Annotated in this window: 19 protein-coding genes; 8 read left to right on the top strand and 11 right to left on the bottom strand. The window is 66.9% G+C overall.

Annotation, left to right across the window (positions count from 1 at the left end; translation table 11 throughout):
- Positions 1-70: 70 nt before the first annotated feature.
- From gnd to U1872_RS09310, 3 genes are read left to right on the top strand one after another with little or no spacing between them, the layout of a single operon-like run.
- Positions 71-1054, top strand: coding sequence for a phosphogluconate dehydrogenase (NAD(+)-dependent, decarboxylating) (gene gnd, locus U1872_RS09320; RefSeq protein WP_332792599.1), 984 nt, complete (start codon positions 71-73; stop codon positions 1052-1054).
- Positions 1051-1848: a Cof-type HAD-IIB family hydrolase gene (locus tag U1872_RS09315; protein ID WP_332792598.1), complete on the top strand. Its 798-nt coding sequence runs from the start codon at positions 1051-1053 to the stop codon at positions 1846-1848. Before gnd ends, U1872_RS09315 begins: the two co-directional genes overlap by 4 nt.
- 45 nt (positions 1849-1893) lie before the next feature.
- Positions 1894-2907 carry an acetamidase/formamidase family protein gene (locus U1872_RS09310; protein ID WP_332792597.1) on the top strand — a complete coding sequence of 338 codons (1014 nt, stop codon included), beginning with the start codon at positions 1894-1896 and terminating at the stop codon, positions 2905-2907.
- Positions 2908-2961: 54 nt separating this feature from the next.
- Here U1872_RS09310 and U1872_RS09305 read toward each other — a convergent pair whose 3' ends face one another.
- Entirely contained in the window at positions 2962-3525 is a 564-nt protein-coding gene (locus U1872_RS09305; RefSeq protein WP_332792596.1) for a cytochrome b, read from the bottom strand.
- 102 nt (positions 3526-3627) lie between these two features.
- Here U1872_RS09305 and U1872_RS09300 point away from each other — a divergent pair, with 102 nt between their 5' ends.
- On the top strand, positions 3628-5058 hold the full coding sequence (locus U1872_RS09300; protein WP_332792595.1) for a glycosyltransferase family 2 protein: 1431 nt from the start codon (positions 3628-3630) through the stop codon (positions 5056-5058).
- Positions 5059-5062: 4 nt separating this feature from the next.
- Here the strand turns inward: U1872_RS09300 and U1872_RS09295 are convergent, their stop codons facing one another.
- The 6 genes from U1872_RS09295 to U1872_RS09270 form a co-directional block, all read right to left on the bottom strand.
- Entirely contained in the window at positions 5063-5740 is a 678-nt protein-coding gene (locus U1872_RS09295; RefSeq protein ID WP_332792594.1) for a response regulator, read from the bottom strand.
- Positions 5741-5870: 130 nt separating this feature from the next.
- Positions 5871-8510, bottom strand: coding sequence for a DUF4118 domain-containing protein (locus U1872_RS09290; protein WP_332792593.1), 2640 nt, complete (start codon positions 8508-8510; stop codon positions 5871-5873).
- Positions 8511-8649: 139 nt separating this feature from the next.
- Positions 8650-9249, bottom strand: coding sequence for a potassium-transporting ATPase subunit KdpC (gene kdpC / locus U1872_RS09285; RefSeq protein WP_332792592.1), 600 nt, complete (start codon positions 9247-9249; stop codon positions 8650-8652).
- Between the two features lie 10 nt (positions 9250-9259).
- Positions 9260-11287: a potassium-transporting ATPase subunit KdpB gene (gene kdpB / locus U1872_RS09280; protein ID WP_332792591.1), complete on the bottom strand. Its 2028-nt coding sequence runs from the start codon at positions 11285-11287 to the stop codon at positions 9260-9262.
- A gap of 14 nt (positions 11288-11301) precedes the next feature.
- Positions 11302-12993: a potassium-transporting ATPase subunit KdpA gene (gene kdpA, locus U1872_RS09275; RefSeq protein ID WP_332792590.1), complete on the bottom strand. Its 1692-nt coding sequence runs from the start codon at positions 12991-12993 to the stop codon at positions 11302-11304.
- A gap of 13 nt (positions 12994-13006) precedes the next feature.
- The gene (locus U1872_RS09270; protein WP_081476845.1) at positions 13007-13096 is read right to left on the bottom strand and encodes a potassium-transporting ATPase subunit F; all 90 of its coding nucleotides are present in this window, start codon (positions 13094-13096) and stop codon (positions 13007-13009) included.
- A 174-nt stretch (positions 13097-13270) separates the two neighbouring features.
- On the opposite strand from U1872_RS09270, the gene U1872_RS09265 reads away from it, so the two are divergent.
- Complete coding sequence (locus tag U1872_RS09265) at positions 13271-13723, top strand: MaoC family dehydratase (protein ID WP_332792589.1); 453 nt, start codon at positions 13271-13273, stop codon at positions 13721-13723.
- 19 nt (positions 13724-13742) lie between these two features.
- Here the strand turns inward: U1872_RS09265 and U1872_RS09260 are convergent, their stop codons facing one another.
- Complete coding sequence (locus tag U1872_RS09260; protein ID WP_332792588.1) at positions 13743-14507, bottom strand: FadR/GntR family transcriptional regulator; 765 nt, start codon at positions 14505-14507, stop codon at positions 13743-13745.
- A gap of 195 nt (positions 14508-14702) precedes the next feature.
- Here U1872_RS09260 and U1872_RS09255 point away from each other — a divergent pair, with 195 nt between their 5' ends.
- Together U1872_RS09255 and U1872_RS09250 are read left to right on the top strand one after the other, a co-directional pair.
- Positions 14703-15974: an MFS transporter gene (locus tag U1872_RS09255; RefSeq protein WP_332792587.1), complete on the top strand. Its 1272-nt coding sequence runs from the start codon at positions 14703-14705 to the stop codon at positions 15972-15974.
- Positions 15971-18346, top strand: a complete 2376-nt coding sequence (locus U1872_RS09250) for a glycoside hydrolase family 31 protein (protein ID WP_332792586.1) — start codon at positions 15971-15973, stop codon at positions 18344-18346. Before U1872_RS09255 ends, U1872_RS09250 begins: the two co-directional genes overlap by 4 nt.
- A gap of 39 nt (positions 18347-18385) precedes the next feature.
- Here the strand turns inward: U1872_RS09250 and U1872_RS09245 are convergent, their stop codons facing one another.
- Both U1872_RS09245 and U1872_RS09240 read right to left on the bottom strand, forming a co-directional pair.
- Positions 18386-19057 carry an outer membrane protein gene (locus U1872_RS09245; protein ID WP_332792585.1) on the bottom strand — a complete coding sequence of 224 codons (672 nt, stop codon included), beginning with the start codon at positions 19055-19057 and terminating at the stop codon, positions 18386-18388.
- Between the two features lie 210 nt (positions 19058-19267).
- Positions 19268-21649, bottom strand: coding sequence for a TonB-dependent receptor (locus U1872_RS09240; protein ID WP_332792584.1), 2382 nt, complete (start codon positions 21647-21649; stop codon positions 19268-19270).
- A gap of 357 nt (positions 21650-22006) precedes the next feature.
- Between U1872_RS09240 and U1872_RS09235 the strand changes: the two genes are divergently transcribed.
- Positions 22007-22609, top strand: a complete 603-nt coding sequence (locus U1872_RS09235) for a division/cell wall cluster transcriptional repressor MraZ (protein WP_332792583.1) — start codon at positions 22007-22009, stop codon at positions 22607-22609.
- A 192-nt stretch (positions 22610-22801) separates the two neighbouring features.
- On the opposite strand, the gene U1872_RS09230 is transcribed toward U1872_RS09235, so the two are convergent.
- Positions 22802-22945, bottom strand: a complete 144-nt coding sequence (locus U1872_RS09230; protein WP_332792582.1) for a hypothetical protein — start codon at positions 22943-22945, stop codon at positions 22802-22804.
- Positions 22946-23000 lie beyond the last annotated feature (55 nt).

Below are 23000 nucleotides of genomic sequence, written 5' to 3'. Positions count from 1 at the left end.
ACAAGCTCAGGGCGAACGGGGTGGAGGGCGGCTACCAATTCCTTTTCCAACCCTACGGCGGAGTACAGCCATGAAGATCGGGATCATCGGCCTTGGCCGCATGGGCGGCAACATCGCGCGGCGGCTGATGCGCGCGGGCCACGAGACCGTCGTTTTCGACCGCAACGCCCCCGCGGTCGAAGCGCTCGTCGCCGACGGCGCGGTCGGCGCGACTTCGCTCGAGGATATGCGCGACAAGCTGGACAAACCCGGCATCTATTGGGTGATGCTCCCGGCCGGCGACCCGACCGAGCAGACGATCGCGAAGATCGGCAGCTTCGACACCAAGGGCGACATCATCATCGATGGCGGCAACAGCTTCTACAAGGACGACATCCGCCGCGCCAAGGCGCTCACCGAGCAGGGCACGATGTACGTCGACGTCGGCACGTCGGGCGGCGTGTGGGGGCTCGAGCGCGGCTATTGCATGATGGTCGGCGGGTCGAAGGAAGCCGTCGACACGATCGACCCGATCCTCGCCGCGCTCGCGCCGGGCATCGGCACGATCCCGCGCACGCCGGGCCGGATCGAGGAGAATGAGGATCCGCGCGCCGAGCAGGGCTATATCCATGCCGGACCCGCAGGCGCCGGGCACTTCGTCAAGATGGTGCACAACGGCATCGAATATGGCCTGATGCAGGCCTATGCCGAGGGCTTCGACATCCTCAAGGGCAAGGCGTCGGACAAGCTGCCCGAGGACGAGCGCTTCGACCTCAACCTGACCGACATCGCCGAAGTGTGGCGCCGCGGCAGCGTGATCTCGTCGTGGTTGCTCGATCTCACCGCGATCGGCCTCGCCAAGGACCAGAACCTCGAACAGTTCACCGGCAGCGTCGCCGATTCGGGCGAGGGCCAGTGGACGATCGACGCCGCGATGGAGGAGAAGGTACCCGCCAACGTGCTGACCGCCGCCTTGTTCGCGCGCTATCGCAGCCGCGTCGACCATACCTTCGGCGACAAGCTTCTCTCGGCGATGCGCTTCGGCTTCGGCGGCCATGTCGAGATGCCGCAATGAGCGTCAAACTCGTCGTCTCCGACGTCGATGGCACGCTGGTCGACAAGAAGAAGCAGCTGACGCCGGGCGTCAAGGCGGCCGTTGCGCGGTTGCGTGAGGCGGGCGTCCAGTTCACGATCGTCAGCGCCCGGCCGCGTTCGGGGATGATGCCGATCGCCGAGGCACTCGGGATCGACGCGCCGATGGGGGCGTTCAACGGCGGCACGGTGTTCACCCGCGACGGCACGGTGACGAGCCAGCATTACGTCCCTCGCGCAGTGGTCGAGGGCGTGTTCGCGGTCGTGAAAGACGCTGCGGTCGACACCTGGGTGTTCGCCGACGACCAATGGTATGCCAGCACCGATCAGGGCGGGCACGTCGGCAGTGAAAAACTCGCCTCGAACCAGGCGCCAATCGTGCGGCAGGACTTCACCGACCTGTTCGACCGAGTCGACAAACTGACCTTCGTCAGCGACGATGCCGACCTGCTCAAGTCGCTCGCCGAACAGGCCAAGGGCTATGGCGACCGCGCGACGATCGCGCAGTCGCAAGTCTATTATCTCGACGTCACCGCGCTCGCCGGCAACAAGGGCGATGGCGTCGCTGCGCTGTCGAAAACGCTCGGCGTCCCGCTCGACGAGATCGCCGTGCTCGGCGACCAGGCCAACGACCTGCCGATGTTCGCGCGCGCGGCGGTATCGTACGCGATGGGGCAGGGTCCCGAGGCGGTCCGCGCCAAGGCAACGCATGTCGTGGCGAGCAACGACCAAGACGGCGTCGCCGAGGCGATCGACGCGATCCTCGCTGGACGCTGAACGCGGCGTGCGCCACCTTTGCCCAAACGGGTAAAAGGGTGGCGTATGCGATACTGGATGGGATTGATCGGGCTGGCCGTCGCCAGCCCGCTGGTGGCCAAGACTCATGACCTGCCCGCCACGCCGCAGACTGTCGCCTGGGGGCATTACGACGCGACCTCGAAGCCCGTCCTGACGATTGAGTCGGGCGACACCGTCGTCGTCCACACCCTGCTGACCAACAGCCCGGCGGGACTCGAGAAAGCCGGCGTAGCGCCCGCCGACGTCGAGTCGGCGCTGCGCGCGGTCTATGCCGGCGTGCCTGCCAGCGAGCGTGGCCCGGGCGGGCATGTGCTCACCGGCCCGATCGCGATCGCCGGCGCCGAGCCCGGCGACACGCTTGAAATCCGCATCCTCAAGATCGATCTGGCGATCCCCTATGCCTACAACGCTTTCCGCTATGGCGCGGGGTTCCTGACCGACGACTTCCCTTATGCACGGATGAAGATCGTTCCGCTCGACCGCAAGGCGATGCTAGGACGCTTCGCGCCGGGCATCGATGTCCCGCTGCGGCCTTTCTTCGGCAGCATGGGCGTCGCGCCGCCGCCTTCCTTCGGTCGCTATGACTCCGCGCCGCCGACGATCAATGGCGGCAATATGGACGACAAGGCGCTCGTCGCGGGGACGACGCTGTTCCTGCCGGTCCATGCCAGCGGGGCGCTGTTCCAGGTCGGCGACGGCCATGCCGCGCAGGGGAATGGCGAAGTCGACATCACCGCGCTCGAAACCTCGCTGACGGGGACGCTGCAGTTCATCCTGCACAAGGGCGACAAGGCCCCCTATCCCCGTGCGGAAACGCCAACGCACTATATCGCGATGGGCTTCGACGACGATCTCAGCAACGCGACGCGCAAGGCACTGCGCAACATGATCGATTTCCTGGTGGCCGCGAAGGGCATGACGCGCGACGACGCCTATATGCTCGTCAGCGTCGCTGGCGATGTCGAGGTGACCGAACTCGTCGATCGCAACAAGGGCGTGCATGTGATGCTGCCCAAGGCGGTCTTTACCAAGCGCTAGCGCCAGGCTGTCCTCCGTCACCCCGGCCTGATGCCAGGGTGACGGTGAGGGAGCCTACCGCCGCCCGAACCACATCCGCTGCAGCTCCTGCGACCGGTCGAGCCACTGATGCTTGATCGCCCCCGCCAGATGCAGCGCGACCAGCGCATAGACAGCGTAAGCGATGATCTCGTGCGCCTCGCCAAAGCCGTCATGCACCGCCTTCTTCGTCGCGGGATCGAGCGCCATGATGAAGCCGAGCCGCGGCCATTCGAACAGGCCGTAGAGGAACATCGGATGGCTCGCCGCATCCTTGTAGGCCGAATCCATGATCCACCCCGTCAGCGGCATCGCGAACAGGATCAGGTACAGCCCCCAATGCACGATATGCGACGCGCCGACTTCCCAGCGCGCATAGCCCTGCGGCAGCGGCGGCGGGCGGTGGCCGAGGCGCCACAGGATGCGCAGCAGCGCGAGCCCGAGGATCGTGATGCCGATCGATTTGTGCAGATCGATTGCCGGGCGCACTTGCGCGTCGGCGAGATTCGGCCACGTCCAGGCGAGCAGGACATTGGCGACGATCAGCGCCGCGATGATCCAGTGGAGCACGATCGCGACATGGGTGTAGCGTTGCAACATCGACCGGCTCCTCGCGATTTTCAGGGCAAAGCCTAGCCGCCCGGCCGCGGTCGCGCTAGGCGCGTCATCATCCGTTCATCCAGTATCGGTAACGCCTCCGCAATGACCTCGCTCGCCGAAACGCTCGTTGCGGAATCCCCGCGCCTCAGCCCGCGGCGCGTGCCGCCCGCAAGCCGGCTGATCGGCGCGGTCGGGCCGCTGCTGTTCCTTGCTTTGTTCGTCCAGGCGTTCCTGCGGCAAAGCCTCGCGGTCTGGTCGATCGGCATCGCCTATATCCTCTACGACACCGCCTTGCTGGCCTTCACCGCGTGGAACATCCGCGACCTGCGCCACGCGCCGCACCCCGCGCCGGTCACCTCGCCCAGCTTCGGCGTGATCGTCGCGGCGCATAACGAGGCGAGCGTCATTGCCGCGGCGATCGACCGGCTCGCCGGGCAGGCCACGCCACCCGATCTCATCCTGATCGCCGACGATGGTTCGAGCGATGCCACCGCCAAAGTGCTCGAACGCCGCTACGGTCTCGCCGTGCCGCCGCTCGGCACGATGACGCCGCCCTCTTCGATCCTGCCGTCGCTGCGCTGGTTGCGGCTACGCCACGCGGGCAAGGCGCGCGCGCTCAATGCCGCGATGGTGCAGGTCGATACCGAGGTCGTGCTGACGGTCGATGCCGACACGTTGCTCGAACCCGGCGCGATCGCCGCGATGCGCGCGGCCTTTGCCGCCGAGCCGACGCTGGTCGCGGCGACCGGCGTGCTCGCGCCGATCTGCGGACGTGACTTGCAGGGCCGTTTCTTCGAGTGGTTCCAGACCTACGAATATGTCCGCAACTTCCTGTCGCGCCATGCCTGGGAGCGGCTCGACAGCCTGTTGCTGATCTCGGGCGCGTTTGCCGCGTTTAGGCGCGAGGCGGTGGTCGAGGTCGGCGGGTTCGACCCCGATTGCATGGTGGAGGATTATGAGCTGATCCACCGGCTCTATCGTCATGCTGCCGATCATGGTCGCGACTGGAAGATCCGCGTCGTCGGTGGCGCGCTCGCGCGGACCGATGCGCCGGCGAGCCCGATGGCGTTCCTGCGCCAGCGGCGGCGCTGGTTCGGCGGCTTCCTGCAGACGCAGCATTGGAACCGCGACATGGTCGGCGCGCGGCGCTTCGGCTGGCTCGGGACGGCGATGCTGCCGGTCAAGGCGCTCGATACGGTGCAGCCGATCTACGGGCTGGCGGCGTTCGCGATCCTCGTCGGCCTGGTGGTCAGCGGGCGCTTCACGCTCGCCTTGCCGATCCTGCTCGTGATGCTCGCCAAGATCGCGATCGACCTGACCTTCCACCTCTGGTCGCTCAGCATGTACAAGCGCTGGACCGGGCAGCGTGAGGGGCTCGCGCTGTTCCCCGCGCTGATCGCCGCGCTCCTCGAACCGTTCAGCTTCCAGCTGCTGCGCCATGCCGGCGCGGTGTGGGGCTGGCACGCGTTCCTGACGGGGCGCGAGAGCTGGGGACGGCAACAGCGCACCGCGATCGTCGCGCCGGCCGAGTGAGCGCCTAAGCCACCAGTCGATAGCCGATTCCGGGCTCGTTGAGCAGCAGCGCGGGCGCGCCCGGATCGAGCTCGAGCTTCAACCGCAGCGCGCGCACCGCGACTCGCAGATATTCGACATCGTCGAGATGCCCGTCGCCCCACACCACGCGCAGCAGATGGGCGTGCGTCAGGAGCTTGCCGGCATGCCGCGCGAGCTCGGCGAGCAGCGCGAATTCCTTGCGCGTCAGCTTCACCGCGGCGCCGTCGCGCCACACCTGGTGCGCCGACAGGTCGATCTCGACCGGCCCGACCTTCAATCGGTCCTGCCCCGCCGGCGTCGCATTGTGCCGCCGCAGCACGACGCGCATCCGCGCGAGCAACTCCTCGGTATCGAACGGCTTCACGACATAATCGTCCGCGCCGAGATCGAGCGCGGCGACCTTCTCCGCAGTCGCGTCGCGCGCGGTGAGCACGATCACCGCGCGGTCCATCGCCTTGAGCAGCGGCACGAGCTCGATCCCGTCGCGGTCGGGCAGGCCGAGGTCGAGCAGCACCAGCTCGCATCCCGGGCGATGCGCGAGCGTTAGCGCATCGGCGGCGGTGGCGGCGTCGTCGGCGGTCATCCCGGCCCGCTCGACCGCGCCGCGCACGAGGCGGCGGATTGCGGATTCATCGTCGACGATGAGAATTTGCGCGGTCATTGGCTGCCCCCTGCCGTCACCCCGGCCTCGTGCCGGGGCCCACCGCGCCGCGAGCGGTGCGGCCGGCAGCTCGACGGGTACGCGTGCGGCGTGGTGGGCCCCGGCACAAGGCCGGGGTGACGAAGGTTGGTCATTCGCCCCCCGTACGCCGGATCAACGCGTTGGGCCACGCCACGACGAAGGCCGAGCCGCCCTGCTCGCGATTGGCAGCTGACACCTGAAGTCCCATCGCCTGCGCAAAGCCCTGAACGATCGCGAGCCCGAGCCCGGTCCCGCCGCTGCGGTCGTCGCCGTCGACGCGCGTGAAGCGGTCGAACAGATGCGCCTCACCGCCGATCGGCAGGCCCGGCCCCTGGTCGAGCACGCCAAGCGTCAGCCCGTCGGGCGTGCGGCGACCCTCGATCACGATGTCGGTGTCTGCGGGTGCAAACTTGGCGGCGTTGCCGAGCAGGTTGATCAGCACGTGATGCAGCATCCGCGGGTCGGCCTCGACCAAGGGCAGCGTCGGCGGCACGTCGAGCACCAGCCGGTGCCGCGCCAACTCGGCGCGCAGGTCGCGCGCGGCGGCGGCGACGGCATCGGTCAGGTCGGTCGCTTCGCGCTTGACGACCAGCGCACCCGCCTCGATCCGCGTCATCTCGACCAGATCGTCGAACACGCGCCGCAACCGCCGCGCCTCGCTCTTGAGCGTCGCGCTGGCCGGCGAGGCGCCGTGCGTAACGGCGAGTTCGTCGGCGGCGGCGACGACCGCGGTGAGCGGGGTCTTGAGATCGTGCCCGATCGACGAGAGCAAGGTCGCGCGCAGATCGTCGCGCTGCTTGAGCGCATTGACCTCGCGCGCCTGCGCCTCGAGCTGCAGCCGCTCATGCGCCAGCGCCGCCTGGCCGACGAGCGTCGCGAAGAGTACGCGCTTGTCGGCCGGGATAGGATCGCCGCCTTCGCGCGCCACGCCGAGCACGCCGAGCACGCCCAAGGCGGTCTTGAGTGGGTGGAACTGCCACTCGCTCGCGGTCAGCGTGCTGCTGTCGCGCCCGGTGACTTCGCCGCGGTCGAATGCCCATTCGGCAGCCGCGGTGTCGATCGGGCTGAGATCGACCATCGCCGGCGCGGCGGCGATCGCGACATGGCGGCCGTCGCGATTGGCGAGCAGGATCGTCGAGACCCCGAGCAACGCAGCGATTTCCTCGCACGTCGCGGTCGCGGTGCCATTCTCGTCGGAGACGCCGGCGAGGCGCTGGCCGAACGCGGCGAGCGCGGCATTCTCGGTCGCGGTTCGCGCGCCGACATTGGCCTCGCGCCGCACTTGGCCGGCGAGTTGGCTCGCCACCACGGCGACGATCACGAACACCGTCAGCGTGACGACATTGTGCGGATCGGTGATCGTCAGCGTGTAGAGCGGCGGCAGGAAGAAGAAATTGTAGGCGAGTGCCGCGCCGACGCTCGCGATCAGCGACGAGCGCAGGCCGTAGAGCGTCGCGGTCGCGATCACCGGGAGCAGATAGAGCAGGTCGATCGCATCGGCGCCAACCAAGGGCAGCAGCAACTGCGAAAGCGCGGTGCTGGCGGCGACGAAGGCGAGGCCGATCGCGCTGCCGCGCGCCAGGATCGGGCGCGTCGTCGGCGTTTCGCGGCGCGTCTCGCTGGCTTCGGCCACCGGGACGACATGGATCGCCACGCCGTCGAGCGCGCGCACCAGCCGGTCGACCACCGAGCCATGGCGCAGCTCGAACCACCACGACCGCCGCGACTTGCCGATCACCACCGCGGTCGCGCGTGCCTCGCGGATATGCGCGCACAGCCCCTCGAGCACGTTGCCCGCGGGAACCGTCGCGATCGTCGCGCCGAGCCCGGTCGCGAGGTCGAGCGCCGCGGCCATCCGCGCGCGGGCGGGCGCCGAGAGCGTGGCGGAGCGCGGCGTCTCGACCACCACTGCGGTCCAGCTCGCATGCAGCGCGTCGGCAAGGCGCTTGGCCGAGCGGATCAGCACGTCGCTCCCCGGCTGGTCGCCGACCGCGACGACGAGCCGCTCGCCGCCCGCCCAGGTGCCGCTCTCGCCGAGGCTTGCGACATGGTCGAGCAGATGCCGGTCGACGGTCTGCGCGGCGCGGCGCAGCGCGAGTTCGCGCAACGCCGACAGGTTCGACTTGGAAAAGAAATGGCCGAGCGCGCGCGTCGCCTCGGCCGGGATATAGACCTTGCCCTCCTGCAACCGCGCGATCAGCTCGTCGGGGGGAACGTCGACGACTTCGATCTCGGCATCGTCGAGCACCGCATCGGGCACCGTCTCGCGCACGCGGACGCGGGTGAAGCCGGCGACGACATCGTTGAGGCTCTCGACATGCTGGATGTTGAGCGTGCTGAGCACGTCGATGCCGGCCTCGCGCAGCTCCTCGATATCCTGCCAGCGTTTTGGGTGGCGGCTGCCCGGCGCATTGGTGTGCGCGAACTCGTCGATCAGCGCGACCTTGGGGTGCCGCGCGAGCATCGCGTCGAGGTCGAACTCTTCGAGCGTATGCGCGCCGTGCTCGATCTTCGCGCGCGGGAGGATCTCGAACGGGGCGGTGAGCCGGTCGGTGTCGGCGCGGCCGTGCGTCTCGATCACGCCGGCAACGACATCGGTGCCGCCGCGCAGCAATTCGGCGCCCTCGCGCAGCATCTCGAAGGTCTTGCCGACCCCAGGTGCTGCGCCGAGGAAGATTTTCAACCGACCGCGCCCCTCGCGCCGGGCCGCTTTCAGCAGCGCATCGGGGGAGGGGCGCGTGTCGTTCATTGCGCGGCCCCCTCCGTCACCCCGGACGTGTTCCGGGGCCCACCGTGCCGCGCGTGCAGCAGGTGCCGCAGGTGCAGCATTTGCGGCACGGTGGACCCCGGGACGAGCCCGGGGTGACGGTTGGAGGAGCGCTGCGGGGTCATTTCCCCGACGTGGTAGCGGAAAGCGTATCGAGCTGTCGATTGAGCAGCAGGACATTGACGTGACGCTCGCCGATGATGCCGAGCAACGGCGCCTCGATCTGTGTTTCAATCAGCGACTTTACCTTGGCAACATCGAGGTTCCGCGCCTTGGCGACACGCGGAGCCTGCAAAAAAGCCGCCTCGGGGCTCAGATCGGGATCGAGCCCCGAGGCGCTAGTGGTGACCAGGTCGGCGGGTAGATCCCCGGTCATCCCTTCCGCCCGCGCGCTCGAAACGCGCTTGGCGATGGCATCGCGCAGGTCCTTCGAACCCGGCGCTAGGTTGGTCGCGGCCGACGAACTCGCATCATAGCCATCCTTGCCGGCGGCAGAGGGACGTGGATGGAAGTAGGTCGGGCCGATGAAATTTTGTCCGATCAGCGCGGAGCCGATCGGCTGCCCCTTGGCATCGCTCAGCAGGCTGCCGTTGGCCTGCACCGGCAGCGCGACCTGCGCGATGCCGGTGATCGCGGCGGGGTAGAGCAGGCCGGTCACGATCGTGATCAGCAGGAGCAGGACGACGGTCGGGCGCAGCGCGCGGAGGGTTTCGGTCAACATCTGGAGATCCTCAAGCAAGGTGCAAAGCGGCGACGACGAGGTCGATCGCCTTGATGCCGATGAACGGTGCGATCAGCCCGCCGACGCCGTAAATGGCGAGGTTGCGCGCGAGCAGCGTGCCGGCCGGGGCAGGGCGATACTTCACGCCCTTCAGCGCGAGCGGTACCAGGGCCGGGATGATCAGCGCGTTGAAGATGATCGCCGACAGGATCGCGCTTTCGGGGCTGGCAAGCCGCATCACGTTCAACCCGCCCAATCCCGGATAGAGCGCGACGAAGATCGCCGGCAGGATCGCGAAATATTTGGCGACGTCGTTCGAGATCGAGAAGGTGGTCAGCGCGCCGCGCGTCATGAGGAGCTGCTTGCCGAGCCCGACGATCTCGATCAGCTTGGTCGGATCGCTGTCGAGATCGACCATGTTGCCCGCCTCGCGTGCGGCCTGCGTGCCGGTGTTCATCGCAACACCCACGTCGCTCTGCGCGAGCGCAGGCGCGTCGTTGGTGCCGTCGCCGCACATCGCGACGAGCTTGCCGCCCTCCTGCTCCTTGCGGATGAGCGCGAGCTTGTCCTCAGGGGTGGCCTCGGCGAGGAAGTCGTCGACCCCGCTCTCGGCGGCGATGCTCGCGGCGGTGAGCGGGTTGTCGCCGGTGATCATCACCGTGCGGATGCCCATCCGGCGCAGCTCACCAAAACGCTCGCGGATGCCCGCCTTGACGATGTCCTTGAGCTGGACGACGCCGAGCAGACGGTTGCCGTCGGCGACCGCGAGCGGGGTGGCACCGCCACGCGCGATCTCGTCGGCGATCTTCCGAAGCGCTTCGGCATTGGGCGCATCGGGGAGCCGCTTGAGGATCGCGTCGACCGCGCCCTTGACGAGCGCACGGTCGCCGATCTGGAGACCCGAGACGCGCGTCTGCGAGGTGAATTTGATCTCCTCGGCACCCGCCGGCATCGCGACGGCTGCGCTGCCGTCCTGGTTGGCGAGCACGACGATCGAGCGGCCCTCTGGCGTCTCGTCCGACAGGCTGGCGAGGCGGGCGGCTGCGGTGAGTTCGGCGACCGTGACGCCGGGGACGGGAAGGAAGGCGGTCGCCTGGCGATCGCCGATCGTGATCGTGCCGGTCTTGTCGAGCAGCAGCGTGTCGATGTCGCCGGCCGCCTCGACCGCACGGCCCGACTTGGCGAGCACGTTGAAGCGGACCAGGCGGTCCATGCCCGCAATGCCGATCGCCGAGAGCAAGGCCGAGATCGTCGTCGGGATCAGCGTGACGAACAGGGCGACGAGCACCGGAATGGCGAGCATCCCGCCGGCGTAGGAGGCGAACGCCGGCAGCGTGCCGACCGCGATCAGGAAGATCAGCGTCAGGCCGGCGAGCAGGATCGTCAGCGCGATCTCGTTCGGCGTCTTCTGGCGCTGTGCACCCTCGACCAGCGCAATCATGCGATCGAGAAAGCCCTGGCCAGCCCCTGCGGTCACGCGAACCGTGATCGCATCGGCGATGACGCGCGTGCCCGCGGTGACGGCGGAACGGTCGCCGCCGCCCTCGCGAATGACGGGCGCGCTCTCGCCGGTGATCGCGGCTTCGTTGACCGAAGCGACACCCGCGACGACCTCGCCGTCGGCCGGGATAAGGTCACCGGTCTCGACGAGTACCTCGTCGCCAATCACGAGGCTGGTTGCGTCTACCATCTCCCAGGCGCCCGCCACGCCGATCAGCTTCTTGGCGCGGAGTTCGGCCTTGGTGGCGCGCAGCGACGCGGCCTGCGCCTTGCCGCGCCCCTCGGCGAGCGCCTCGGCGACATTGCCGAACAGTACCGTCAGCCACAGCCAGAAGACCAACTGGCCCTCGAACATCGGATGGCCGGTGCCGGTGACCAGGCCCTTGACGAGCAGGACGGTGGAGAGGCTCGCGACGATTGCCGTCACGAACATCACCGGGGTCTTGATCAGCTTGCGCGGATCGAGCTTGAGGACGGCATCCCGGGCCGCTGCAGCAAGCAGCGGGCCGGTGAAGAGCGAAGCGTTCTGGTTTGCCATGGGGCTATGACCTTTTAGAGCAAGGTGCCGGCGGCGACCTGCGCCTGGTCCGCAATCGGACCGAGCGCGAGCGCGGGCAGGAAGGTGAGGCCACCGACGATCACGATGATCGCGGCGAGCAGGCCGATCCACAGCAGCCCGGTGGTCGGGAACGACCCCGCGCCCTCGGGCACGCGACGCTTGGCGGCGAGGCCCCCGGCGATCGCGAGAACGGGCAGGATCACCCCGAAGCGGCCGACGAACATGTCGAGCGCGAGCAGCAGATTGTAGAACGGCGTGTTGCCGCTGAGGCCACCGAACGCCGAACCGTTATTCGCGGCACCCGAGGTGAAGGCGTAGAGGATCTCGCTGAACCCGTGCGCGCCCTTGGCGGCCGGGCCGGCAAGCCCGGCGCCGGTGATGCACGCCACCGCGGTCAGCCCGAGGATCGCGAGCGGCGGGATGGCGATGGCGATCACCGCCAGCTTCATCTCGCGCGATTCGATCTTCTTGCCGACATATTCGGGCGTGCGGCCGACCATCAGCCCGGCGATGAACACCGCGAGGATGCAGTAGATCAGCACCGCATAGAGCCCGGAGCCGACGCCACCGATGACGAGCTCGCCGAGCTGCATGTTGAACAGCGGAACCAGCCCGCCGATCGCGGTGAAGCTGTCGTGCATCCCGATCACCGCGCCGCACGACGTGGCAGTCGTGACGACCGCGAACAAGGCGGTCGCGGCGATGCCGAAGCGGACTTCCTTGCCCTCCATATTGCCCCCGGCGACGCCGAGTGCGTGATGGATCGGGTTGCCAGCGGCTTCCGCGCCGTAAGCGACCGCGACACCGGCGACGAACAGCAGCATCATCGCCGCGAGGATCGCCCAGCCCTGGCGGACATTGCCGACCGCCTTGCCGAAGGTGAGCGTGAGGCCAGCGCCGAGCACGAAGATCGACAGCATCTGGACGAAGTTGCTGAGCGCGGTCGGGTTCTCGAAGGGATGCGCCGAATTGGCGTTGAAGAAGCCACCGCCATTGGTGCCGAGCATCTTGATCGCAAGCTGCGAGGCGACCGGGCCGACCGCGATGGTCTGCTTGGCGCCTTCGATCGTCGTCGCGACGACCGACGGCCCGAAGGTCTGGGGAACGCCCATCACGACATAGATCAGCGCGAGGACGATCGAGATCGGCAGCAGCAGGTACAGCGTGGCACGCGTCACATCGACCCAGAAATTGCCGATGCCGCTCGCCTGCTTGCGCGCAAAGCCGCGGATGAAGGCGAAGGCGACGGCGATGCCGACCGCGGCCGACAGGAAGTTCTGCACCGTCAGGCCCGCCATCTGGCTGAGGTTCGACAGCGCGGATTCACCGCCGTAATTCTGCCAGTTGGTGTTGGTGACGAAGCTGACCGCGGTGTTGAACGCGAGCAGCGTCTCCATGCCGCCAAACCCTTGCGGGTTCATCGGCAACACGCCCTGCAGCTTGAGGATCGCGAACAGCAGCGCAATGCCGCCGAGGTTGAACACCATCAGCGAAGCGGCATAGCCGACCCAGCTTTGCTCGGCCTTGGGATCAATCCCGGCGAGCTTGTAGAAACCGCGTTCGACAAAGCCCAGAGGCATCGTCTCGCGCGCATAAAGCGCGTGCATCCAATCGCCCGCTGGCTTGGCCAGCGCGACAATCAGCACAATGAAGAGGAGGATCATGCTCCAGCCGGCAAAGGTCATGGTGCCGCGCTCCTCAATACCGCTCGGGCTGTGCGAGCACAGCGAGCAGGTAGATGAGGACTAAGACGGCGACGATGCCGCCAAGTATGAGGTCGAAGGACATGGAGAGCCCGCCTGTTATGGTTTCAGGCGGCCCGCTTGGACCCGAGGCGCGTTAGCGCGCGCGAGGGATAAGAGGCGCGGGGCGTAAAGTTCGCGTAAAGTGCCCTTGCATCTCGGTCATGGCGCTTTGCGCGATTCCTGCCTAATCCGTCCGAAAGCAGCGGAGTGGAGCGTAATGGCGGGATTGTGGTTCGAGCAATTGCAGGTCGGGCAGACCTTCGCCCATGCGATCCGTCGGACGGTGACCGAGACCGACAATCTGCTCTTCTCGACGCTGACGCATAACCCAGCGCAACTCCATCTCGATGCCGAATATATGAAGGACAGCGACTATGGCCGCATCCTCGTTAACTCGACCTTCACGCTAGGGCTGATGGTCGGCGTGTCGGTCGGCGACACCACGCTCGGCACCGCGATCGCCAATCTCGGCTGGGACGAGGTGCGCTTTCCCGCGCCGGTGTTCATCGGCGATACGCTGCGGATCGAGACCGAGGTCGCCGACCTGCGCGAGTCGCGCTCGCGGCCCGATGCCGGCATCGTGACCTTCATCCACCGCGCCTACAATCAGCGCGACGAGTTGGTGGCCTCGTGCAAGCGCAGCGGCCTGCAACGCAAGGCGCCGACGTGAGCGCGCCGCTCTCGGCGCGTTAGCGCGCGGCGACCGCGACGGGGGCCCGGAAGCGCCGGCGCTTGGCGTCGACGTCGGCGCGGGCGCGCTCGATCGCCTCGACTTCGGTCACCTCGAGCAGGGCGTCAATGACCCGGCCGAGATGGTCCCACATGGCATTATGCGCACGGCCTGCATCGCCCGAGGCAAGCGCCTCGACGATGCGAAGATGTTCGGACTGTCGCGGTGCCACGCCGGCCGCGCGGACCTTTTCGGTCAGCAACTTATATTGCGGTGAGCGCGTGCGCGTGTCCCACAGCATCGCGACGGTGATCTCGAGCGCGCTGTTGCCAGTCGCGCGCGCGATCTCGAGATGGAACTCGCGGTCGGCCGCCTCGGCGGTCACCAGGTCGACATGCTCCATCGCGTCGACCAGCGTGCGCAACCGTGCGATCCGCTCGGCGTCGATCTGCGACGCGGCGAGCCCGGCGACCTGGGACTCGATCAGACGGCGCGCCTCGAGCAGTTCGAACCCGCCGACGTCCGTTTCGCTGAGCACGCCGCCGGCCGGCAGCAGCGCCGCGACATAGACGCCCGAATTGGTGCGCACCTCGACCATCCCGTCGACCTCGAGCGCGATGATCGCCTCGCGCACCGTCGGGCGCGACACTTTATATTGCAGCGCCAGGTCGCGTTCCGAGGGCAAGCGATCGCCGATCGCATAGCGCCCGCTGGCAAGAGCAGCGCGTACATCCGACGCAACACGTTCATATAGCCGGGCAACGCGGCGCGGATTGTCCGTCATCCGATGATCGTGACCGAGCTTTGCGCCAAGCGCAACATCCGCAACACGCTCTTCCTTCATTTCGACACTATCCAATCTGGCCTGACCAGCATGGACAGAAAGGCGCGACCTGTCTAGCATCGTGCGCATAATATCGGGAGGGCAAGGCGTGGATATCCTGGGCGCGCGCGTCATCGTAACAGCGACGCGCCCTACGTGAGGCGGATCGCACATCTGCGCTGGTGGATCGTCGCTTTGATCTGCGTGGGCACCATCGCCAATTACCTCGCGCGCAATTCGCTCGGCGTTCTCGCGCCCCAGCTGAAGACCGCGTTCGCGATGTCGACTCAGCAATATAGCTATGTCGTTGGCGCCTTCCAGCTTGCCTACACCGTGATGCAGCCGGTTGCCGGCTACGTCGTCGACCATTTCGGGCTGCGCGCGGGCTTCGCTGTGTTCGGCGTCGCCTGGTCCGCCGCCAACATGCTGAGCGCGCTGGCGGGCGGCTGGCTGAGCCTCGCTTTCTTCCGCGCGTTGCTCGGCGCCACCGAGGCAGCGGCGATCCCGTCGGGGATGAAGGCGATCGCCGAATGGTTTCCGGCGCGCGAACGCTCGGTCGCGACGGGCTGGTTCAACGCCGGCACCTCGCTCGGCGCGCTGATCGCGCCGCCGATCGTCGTCGCGGTGACGCTGTGGGGCGACTGGCGGCTCGCCTTCGTCGTCACCGGCGCAGTCGGGCTGGTGTGGGCGGGCGCGTGGTACGTTTTCTATCGCTCGCCGAACGACCACCCATCGATCACCCCCGAGGAACGCGCGATGATCGCGCAGGATCGCCCGCTCGTCCCGGCGCGTCGCGCGAGCGCCAAGGAGATCCTGGGCAGCGCGAAATTCTGGGTGATCGCCGTCCCGCGCTTCCTCGCCGAGCCGGCGTGGCAGACCTTCAGCTTCTGGATCCCGCTCTATCTCGCGACCGAGCGCGGGATGGACTTGAAGCAGATCGCCTTGTTCGCGTGGCTGCCCTTCCTCGCCGCCGATCTCGGCGGGGTGCTCGGCGGCTATCTCTCGCCCTTCTTCATGAAGCATTTCCGGATGCGGCTGATCCCGTCGCGCGTGCTCGGCATCAGCCTGGCGGCGGTGCTGATGATTGCGCCTGGCTGCATCGGCCTCGCCGCAAGTCCGTACACCGCCATCGCGCTGTTCTGCATCGGCGGCTTTGCGCACCAGATGATCTCGGTGCTGATCAACACGCTGTCGGCCGACGTGTTCACGCCCGAGGAGGTCGGCACCGCCAACGGCTTCGTCGGGCAGGCCGGCTGGATCGGCGGGTTGCTCTTCTCGCTGCTGATCGGCCAGCTCGCCGATACGGTGGGCTATGCCCCCTTGTTCGGTGCGCTCGCGGTGTTCGACCTGATCGGCGCGGCGGTGTTGATCGTCTTCGTCAGCCGCCTGACGCTACCCGAAGCCCATAAATCGAGGGAGTTGGCATGAGACGCGCCACGATCGCCAATCCGCCTGTCTTCGCTTTGACCGAGCAGGCGCGCGGACGGATCACGCTGACCGCCGATACCGGCGCGGTCGCGCATCTGTTCGTGCTCGAGGACGACATCGTCCGGCTGCTGCTGCTCGCCGACGGTAGCGTGACGAGCCCGCCCTCCTGGGCGATCGCCGCCGGGGCCGAGGATATCGCCGAGCCCGGCCGTGACAGGATGGACGTCGCGGGCTTCACCTGCCCCGCGCCGTCGGTCGAGGAAGCCGATGGCACGCTGATCGTCACCACCGCGCAGATCCGCGTGACGATCGCGCTGCACGGTCTGCGCTGCGTGTGGGAACAGCATGACGGCGCCGCGTGGCGGCCGATGGCCGCCGATCGGGCGACCCAGGCGTATGATTTCGGCTGGTGGGACGGCCGCGCGCACCAGTATCTCGAACGCCGCGCCGGCGATCGGCACTTCGCGCTCGGCGAGCGCGCGGGGGCGATGGACCGCACCGGGCGTCGCTTCCGCCTGACCAGCCTCGACCCAATGGGCTATGACGCCGAGCAGAGCGACCCGCTCTACAAGTCGATCCCCTATGTGCTCGTCGCCGATGCCGCGGGCCGTTGTCACGGCGAATTCCACGATACGCTGGCGCGCGTGACCTATGATTTCGGGCAGGAGCTCGACAATTATCACGGCGCGTATCGCCACGTCGTCGCCGATCATGGCGATGTCGATCTGTGGATGATCGCCGGGCCCGATCCGCTTGGCGTGACCAAGCGCTTCACCTGGCTGACCGGGCGCCCCGCGCTGATGCCGGCCTGGTCGCTCGGCTATTCGGGGTCGACGATGACCTATACCGACGCGCCCGACGCTGCGGTGCAGATGCAGAGCTTCACCGCCAAGCTCGCCGAGCATGACATCGGCTGCACGTCGTTCCATCTGTCGTCGGGCTACACGTCGATCGGCGACAAGCGCTACGTGTTCCACTGGAACCGCGACAAGTTTCCCGATCCCGCGGCGTTCGTGAAAAGCTATACCGATGTCGGCGTGCGGCTGGTGCCCAACATCAAGCCGGCGATGCTGCTCGATCATCCGCTGATCGACGAGGTCCGCGCCGCCGGGCTGCTGATCGCGGACGAGAATGGCCAGGAATCCCAAGCGCAATTCTGGGATGCCCCCGGCGTCTATCTCGACTTCACCAACCCGGCGACCGCGGCGTGGTGGAAGGGCCAGGTGACGACCGCCTTGCTCGAAAATGGCATCGAAGCGACATGGAACGACAATAACGAATATGAAGTGTGGGACGCGCGCGCGCGGATCCATGGCTTCGGGACGGCGCGCGCGGCGGCCGAGGCGTTGCCGTTGCAGGCGCTGCTGATGATGCGCGCCTCGCGCGCGGCGCAAAGCGCTTTTGCGCCCGAGCAGCGGCCTTATGTCGTTACGCGCTCGGGCATGGCGGGGCTGCAGCGCTATGCCCAGACCTGGTCGGGCGATAATCGCACCGACTGGAAGACGCTGCGCTACAATCTCAAGATGGGCCTAGGGCTCGCACTGTCGGGCATTTCGAACAGCGGGCATGACGTCGGCGGTTTTGCCGGGCCACCGCCCGATGCCGAGCTGCTGGTGCGCTGGGTTCAGGCCGGCGTGCTGATGCCGCGCTTCAGCATCCACAGTTGGAACGACGACCGCAGCGTCAACGAACCGTGGATGTACCCCGAAGCCTTACCGGCGATCCAGCGGCTGATGGCGCTGCGGCAGACCTTGCTGCCGTTCTTCGGCGATCTGCTGCTGCGCTACAGCCGCGACTTTGAGCCGATCGTGCGACCGCTGTGGCTCGACCATCCCGGCGATGCCGCGGCGTGGGTCGACGGCGACGACCATCTGCTCGGGCGCGACCTGCTCGCGGCGATCGTCGTTGTGCAAGGGGCGGTGACCCGCAGCGTGACGCTGCCTGGACGCGATGATTGGTACGAGGTGGCGAGCGGGGCGCGCCATGCCGGCGGCACGAAGATCACGGTTGCCGCGCCGCTCGATGGTGCGCCGCCCTTGTTCGCGCGCGCGGGATCCGGGGTGTTCGTCGATTTGGCAAAGGGCGGTTTCGCGCCTGAGCCGCTCGATAGGGGGGTATGGCTGTTTCCGCCGGCGATCGGCGACTTCGCGTGGGACGCGGGCGAGGATGACCCGACTGCGTCGGCACCGCTCGAATTTAAGGTGGTCGGCGTCTGCGCCGAAGACAGCATTCGCTGCACTGTGGTCACGGTGCCGTCGCTGACGATCGTGCTTCCGCGCGGCGAGACGCGCGACTTCTCGGTCGATGGAGCCCGTGTCGAGGAGCGCCACGATCAGCCCGGGCAACGCGCGTATCGCGTGCTGCCCGGATGATCGCGGGCCGGCAGCCGCTGGCTGCCGGCCGGATTGGCCTTACTTGAAGTGGAGGCCGACGCCGCCCATCACGCGCTGACGCGAGGTGTGGTCGTTATACTGCGAATAGACATACTGTGCCGAGACGTAGAGGCCCGCGAGCGGACCCGAGAAACGGCTGCCCATGCCATACTGCACGCCGCCGCCGACCTGATAGCCGGTGGTGTTGTAGTGATCGTAGTAGCTTCCGCCGGCAACCGTCGAGTTGACGAACTTGCGCTGCTCGTTGGTGACGTAGCCGCCCTTACCGAAAATCAGCAGCTGCGGGGTGGCGAGCACGCCGGCGCGGACGCCAACGCCATATTCCTCGAACGACTTGGTGCAAGCAACGCCGCTGGTGACGCCGGCGCAGTTCTCGTTCCAGTCATTGGCCTTCCAGAAGGTTGCTTCCGGCCCGATCACGATCCGCTCGCCGATCTGGCCGTCGAAGCCGATCGACGCACCGTAGCCGAACTTGTCATTGTGACGGCCGAGCGCCTGGAAGCGATCGCCGCCGGCATTGCCTTCAATGCGGAAGCCGAGGAACGCACCGTTGCGGTCGGCGGCTTCACGCTCGGGGCTGGCAGACGTGGTCGACATCTCGGGGCCCGAGGTCGGTGCGTCCTGCGCGAGCGCGGGCACGGCGACGAGTGCGGAAGCAGCGACCAGCGATGCGGCGAACAGTTTAAACATTACTCTACCCTTTGGTTGGCTCAGTTAAGGCCTGTCAAACTCTGGCGTTTCGCAGGAGTTCCGCGCGCCAAAAGCGATGACTCGGAACTGTGGTATTGGTGCCACACCGTAACGGCTCGCCGCAGCAGGAGCACGCCCCAACAAAAAGCGGCGCTCCCTTTCGGAAGCGCCGCCCGTTTGCCGTAGCGATACGGCCGAAAAACGCAGCAATCAGTAGCGTACGGTACCGCGGACGCCGAAGTAGCGCTGCGCATCGCGCGGCACCTGCAGGCGTTGATAGGAGGTCGCGGTGACGCCGTTGCCGGCGGGTGTGATGAAGCTGACATAATATTTGTCGGTCAGATTCTTCCCGATCAGGCTCAGTTCATATTTGCCGTCCTTCGACCCGAGCGTGATGTTCGCATCGACCAGCGCATAGGGCGCCTGCTGAGCGAGCGGGGTCTGGTCGAGATCGAAGTTGATCCGGCTCGAATAGCTGAGCTGCGAGCCGAGCCGCACCGTGAAGGGCAATGCGTCCTCGACCGGCAGGCGCCAGTCGGCGCCGAGGTTGAACTTGTGCTTCGGCGCGAACGGCAGGGGCTTGCCATTGTGCGCAAGGCAGGTGGCGAGATTGGCCGCCGACAGCGTCGGCGCACACGAGAAGGCGCGGATCGTGCCCTCATTGTAGGTGTAGCCGCCGGTGAGCGTGAAGTGATCGGTCGCGCGCAGGCTAAAATCCGCCTCGAACCCGCGCGAGCGGACGCGACCGGCATTGGTCAGCGTGACGAAGGTCTGGCCGCCCTGCGTGACGAAGCTGTTCGCCTGGAAATTCTCGAGCACCTGGCTGTACAGCGCGGCATTGAGCGTCAGGCGGCGATCGAAGAATTTCGACTTGATGCCGAGTTCGAAAGCATTGCTCGTCTCCGGGCTGATCGGCGCGGTGTTGTTCGCCGTCATCGAATAGAAGACGTTGAGCGCCGGGCCCTTATAGCCGCGCGAATAGGTGCCGTAGGCCATCAGGTCGGGCGTCGCCTGATATTGCAGCCCGGCCTTGCCCGAGACGCCGTCGGCGCTGGTGCGCTGCGCCGAGGTGAAGGCGCCCTGGATACCGGGACGCAGGCTCGCATCGGCGACCGACACGCTGCGCGCGAAGCTGTAGGATACGGTGTCGTGCGTGTAGCGGATCCCGCCGATCAGCTTGAGCTTGTCGACCACTTCCCATGTCGCCTGCGCAAAGCCCGCCTGGCTGCGGAACTTGGTGTTCCACGCCGCCGGACCCGACGACGTGACGAAATTGCTTACCGTCGGCGCGGTGCTGCACGGGCGGAAGCCGGTCGCGTCGATCGCCAGCACCGACGAGGCGCAGAAGCTGTCCGAGCGGGTGAAGGTGTCCTGTTCGTCGGTCCACCAGAAGAAGCCGCCCGCGACATATTCGAAGCGCCGACCGCTCGGCGATGCCAAGCGGATTTCCTGGCTATATTGCTTGAAGTTCAGGCGGCCGTCGTCACGCTGGTCGATATTCTGCGTCGCGCCGGGCGTGTCGGGTGTCGTCACCGCGACATATTGCCCCGACTGCGAGCCGAAATCGCCGTCGCGCAGCTGGCGGTTCTTCCAGTTGCGATAGGCGGTGATCGAGGTCAGCGTGTACTCGCCAAGCTTGTAATCGAGCGTCGCCGAGACGCCGGTATTGGTGTCGGTCGTGCCGGGCGTGAAATTGTTGTTGAGGCTGCGATTGCCGTAGCGCGGCACGACCGGACGCTGCTGCGGCAGGAAGATGTTGCTGAACTGCGCGCCGGGGATGAAGGTGCCGAGGATGTCGCCGCAGCAATCGTCCTTCTCATGGCTGTAGTCGGCGGCGATATTGACGCTCAGCGCGCCGAATTCGCCCTTGAGCTTGCCCTTGATGCCGAACTTCTCATAGCCGTTGACCCACGTGTTGTTGAACACGTTCTTGGCGTTGCCGTCGTAATTACCGTAATAGCCGCTGATCAGCGCCCCTACGGTATCGCTGATCGGACCTGACACGGTGCCGCTCGCGCGATATTCGGCGCGGTCGTAATAGGCGGCCGAGGCTTCGGCCTTGAAGGTCTTGGTCGGGCTGCGCGTGACGATGTTGAGCGCGCCGGCGCTGGCATTCTTGCCGAACAGCGTGCCCTGCGGCCCGCGCAGCACTTCGATCCGGTCGAGATCGGCGAATTCCTGCGTCGCCATCCCTGAGCGGCCGTAGACCACGCCGTCGATGATCGTCGACACGCTCGGCTCGGCGCCGGATGCGAAGGATTGCGTGCCAAGGCCGCGGATCGCGATCGTCGAATTGACGTTGGCGGTGCCGCGCTTGAAGGTCAGCGAGGGGACGACCTTGTCGAGCGTCTCGGTGCTGTTGATGTTCTGCGCACGCAGCGAATCGCCACTGACGACGGTGATCGCGACCGGCACGGTCTGGAGGTTCTCCGACCGGCGCTGGGCCGTGACGACGATATCGCCGGTATCGGCGGCAGCCGGTGCCTCGGTCGCTGCTGGCGCCGGGGCGACCTGCGCGAGCGCCAGGGTGGGCGCTGCGGATAGCGCTGTCGCAAAGGCTAGGCGGCTCGCGCCGGAGTAGAACTTGATCATGAAAATCCTCCCGGCGCGCTCTGCGGCTGTGCCGCCCCGCGTTCACCATGGGGCGCCCCGTCCGTCAAGTGGTCAGGCCATTTGTCAGAATGAGATGCGATCGTGGTTGCCGGACGCCGACCCTGTGGAGGTCAAGTCAAAATGAAGTAGAACCCCTAGTTGCGTCATGATCGATCGACGAGCGTTCGGTGCGGGATGCGTTACACTACGACGGTATAATACCTTAAGCAGCGTCACTATAGACCGAAAATCGCCCTAAGCTTTTTCGCGATTGGGATTTTGACTGGGTAAATCTACGATATTTTATAAGTCTATCGAACCGTTAACCATATTTTCAACAAGCATGGGATCGGATTGATGGAAGAACTCTTTATTGGCAGTGCGATTTGCGACGTGGAAGCGGACGGTGAGATTCTGCTTCCGAAGCGTTTTTTCGAGACGGTGTGCCAGCGTACGATCGATCCGGTCCTGTTCGTCGGGCTGCACGAGGAATCGCCGTGCCTGGTGGTGTTCGATCGCCGCTACGCGATGCAGCATCAGTTCGAAGTGGCCGAGCGCCTCGCCCGCTCGCCCGGCGGCTTTCAGGACCATCACCGCATGCGGCGAACCTACGGTTTCGTCGCCGAGACTCCGATCGCCCGCGACGGCACGATCGTGCTGCCCCCGGTGATGCGCGCGCGCGGCGCGATCGGTGAGCGCGCCTTGCTCGTCGCGGCGGGTGATCGCTTCGAACTGTGGGATCTCGACGGCGTGCTCGACGACGGTCCGTCGGACCTGATCACCCTCGCGCGCCTGCTGCTCGATCAAAACCAAAAGGACGAATTCGATGTCACTTCTTTGCCGACTGCTCGGTCACGCACCCGGGCCAACCATTCAACGCAATCAAGGGTTCGCCTTCAGCCACTGCCTGCGGTGTCGCCGCGACGTGATCCGGTCGGAGGATTGCGGCCCGCTTCGTGACGCCGCGCGCCCATGGCGTCGGGTGCCGCGCGGCTTTCGCGTCGCTCGCGCCACCGTCGCTACTCCGCGCTCGCGCGCGCAATCGGGCGCGGGCGACATGCTGCGGGTCGCGGCGGCGACGCTTTTCTGGCACGCGCGCGACACGTTGCAGGCGCCGCGCCGCGCGCCGCGCATACTCCGGCTCGCCGGCCCTCAGCCCTTGGCGCGATCGACCTCGGGATAATCTTCGGGCGTCACCGGTGTGATCTCGGGCCGGTCCTCGACATCCTCCTGGGGAAGGCCGCCCGGGGTCGAGGTCTCGTCGTCGCCGCGGTCGATATCGTGTGGGTCAATCATGTGGAGGCACCTCCGGTATAGCATCGGGTCTCCCTGGCCATCGTCGGAAACGCGG

The organism is Parasphingomonas frigoris, from assembly GCF_036663815.1.
In the GTDB taxonomy this organism is placed as follows: Bacteria; Pseudomonadota; Alphaproteobacteria; order Sphingomonadales; family Sphingomonadaceae; genus Sphingomonas.
The sequence above is the reverse complement of the archived record's forward strand: the minus strand, read 5'-3'. Positions and strand labels throughout refer to the sequence as shown.

Coding starts and splice junctions, on each gene's coding strand:
- gnd (WP_332792599.1), top strand. CDS start 71: ATGAAGATCGGGATCATCGGCCTTGGCCGCATGGGCGGCAACATCGCG.
- U1872_RS09315 (WP_332792598.1), top strand. CDS start 1,051: ATGAGCGTCAAACTCGTCGTCTCCGACGTCGATGGCACGCTGGTCGAC.
- U1872_RS09310 (WP_332792597.1), top strand. CDS start 1,894: ATGCGATACTGGATGGGATTGATCGGGCTGGCCGTCGCCAGCCCGCTG.
- U1872_RS09305 (WP_332792596.1), bottom strand. CDS start 3,525: ATGTTGCAACGCTACACCCATGTCGCGATCGTGCTCCACTGGATCATC.
- U1872_RS09300 (WP_332792595.1), top strand. CDS start 3,628: ATGACCTCGCTCGCCGAAACGCTCGTTGCGGAATCCCCGCGCCTCAGC.
- U1872_RS09295 (WP_332792594.1), bottom strand. CDS start 5,740: ATGACCGCGCAAATTCTCATCGTCGACGATGAATCCGCAATCCGCCGC.
- U1872_RS09290 (WP_332792593.1), bottom strand. CDS start 8,510: ATGAACGACACGCGCCCCTCCCCCGATGCGCTGCTGAAAGCGGCCCGG.
- kdpC (WP_332792592.1), bottom strand. CDS start 9,249: ATGTTGACCGAAACCCTCCGCGCGCTGCGCCCGACCGTCGTCCTGCTC.
- kdpB (WP_332792591.1), bottom strand. CDS start 11,287: ATGGCAAACCAGAACGCTTCGCTCTTCACCGGCCCGCTGCTTGCTGCA.
- kdpA (WP_332792590.1), bottom strand. CDS start 12,993: ATGACCTTTGCCGGCTGGAGCATGATCCTCCTCTTCATTGTGCTGATT.
- U1872_RS09270 (WP_081476845.1), bottom strand. CDS start 13,096: ATGTCCTTCGACCTCATACTTGGCGGCATCGTCGCCGTCTTAGTCCTC.
- U1872_RS09265 (WP_332792589.1), top strand. CDS start 13,271: ATGGCGGGATTGTGGTTCGAGCAATTGCAGGTCGGGCAGACCTTCGCC.
- U1872_RS09260 (WP_332792588.1), bottom strand. CDS start 14,507: ATGACGGACAATCCGCGCCGCGTTGCCCGGCTATATGAACGTGTTGCG.
- U1872_RS09250 (WP_332792586.1), top strand. CDS start 15,971: ATGAGACGCGCCACGATCGCCAATCCGCCTGTCTTCGCTTTGACCGAG.
- U1872_RS09245 (WP_332792585.1), bottom strand. CDS start 19,057: ATGTTTAAACTGTTCGCCGCATCGCTGGTCGCTGCTTCCGCACTCGTC.
- U1872_RS09240 (WP_332792584.1), bottom strand. CDS start 21,649: ATGATCAAGTTCTACTCCGGCGCGAGCCGCCTAGCCTTTGCGACAGCG.
- U1872_RS09235 (WP_332792583.1), top strand. CDS start 22,007: ATGGAAGAACTCTTTATTGGCAGTGCGATTTGCGACGTGGAAGCGGAC.
- U1872_RS09230 (WP_332792582.1), bottom strand. CDS start 22,945: ATGATTGACCCACACGATATCGACCGCGGCGACGACGAGACCTCGACC.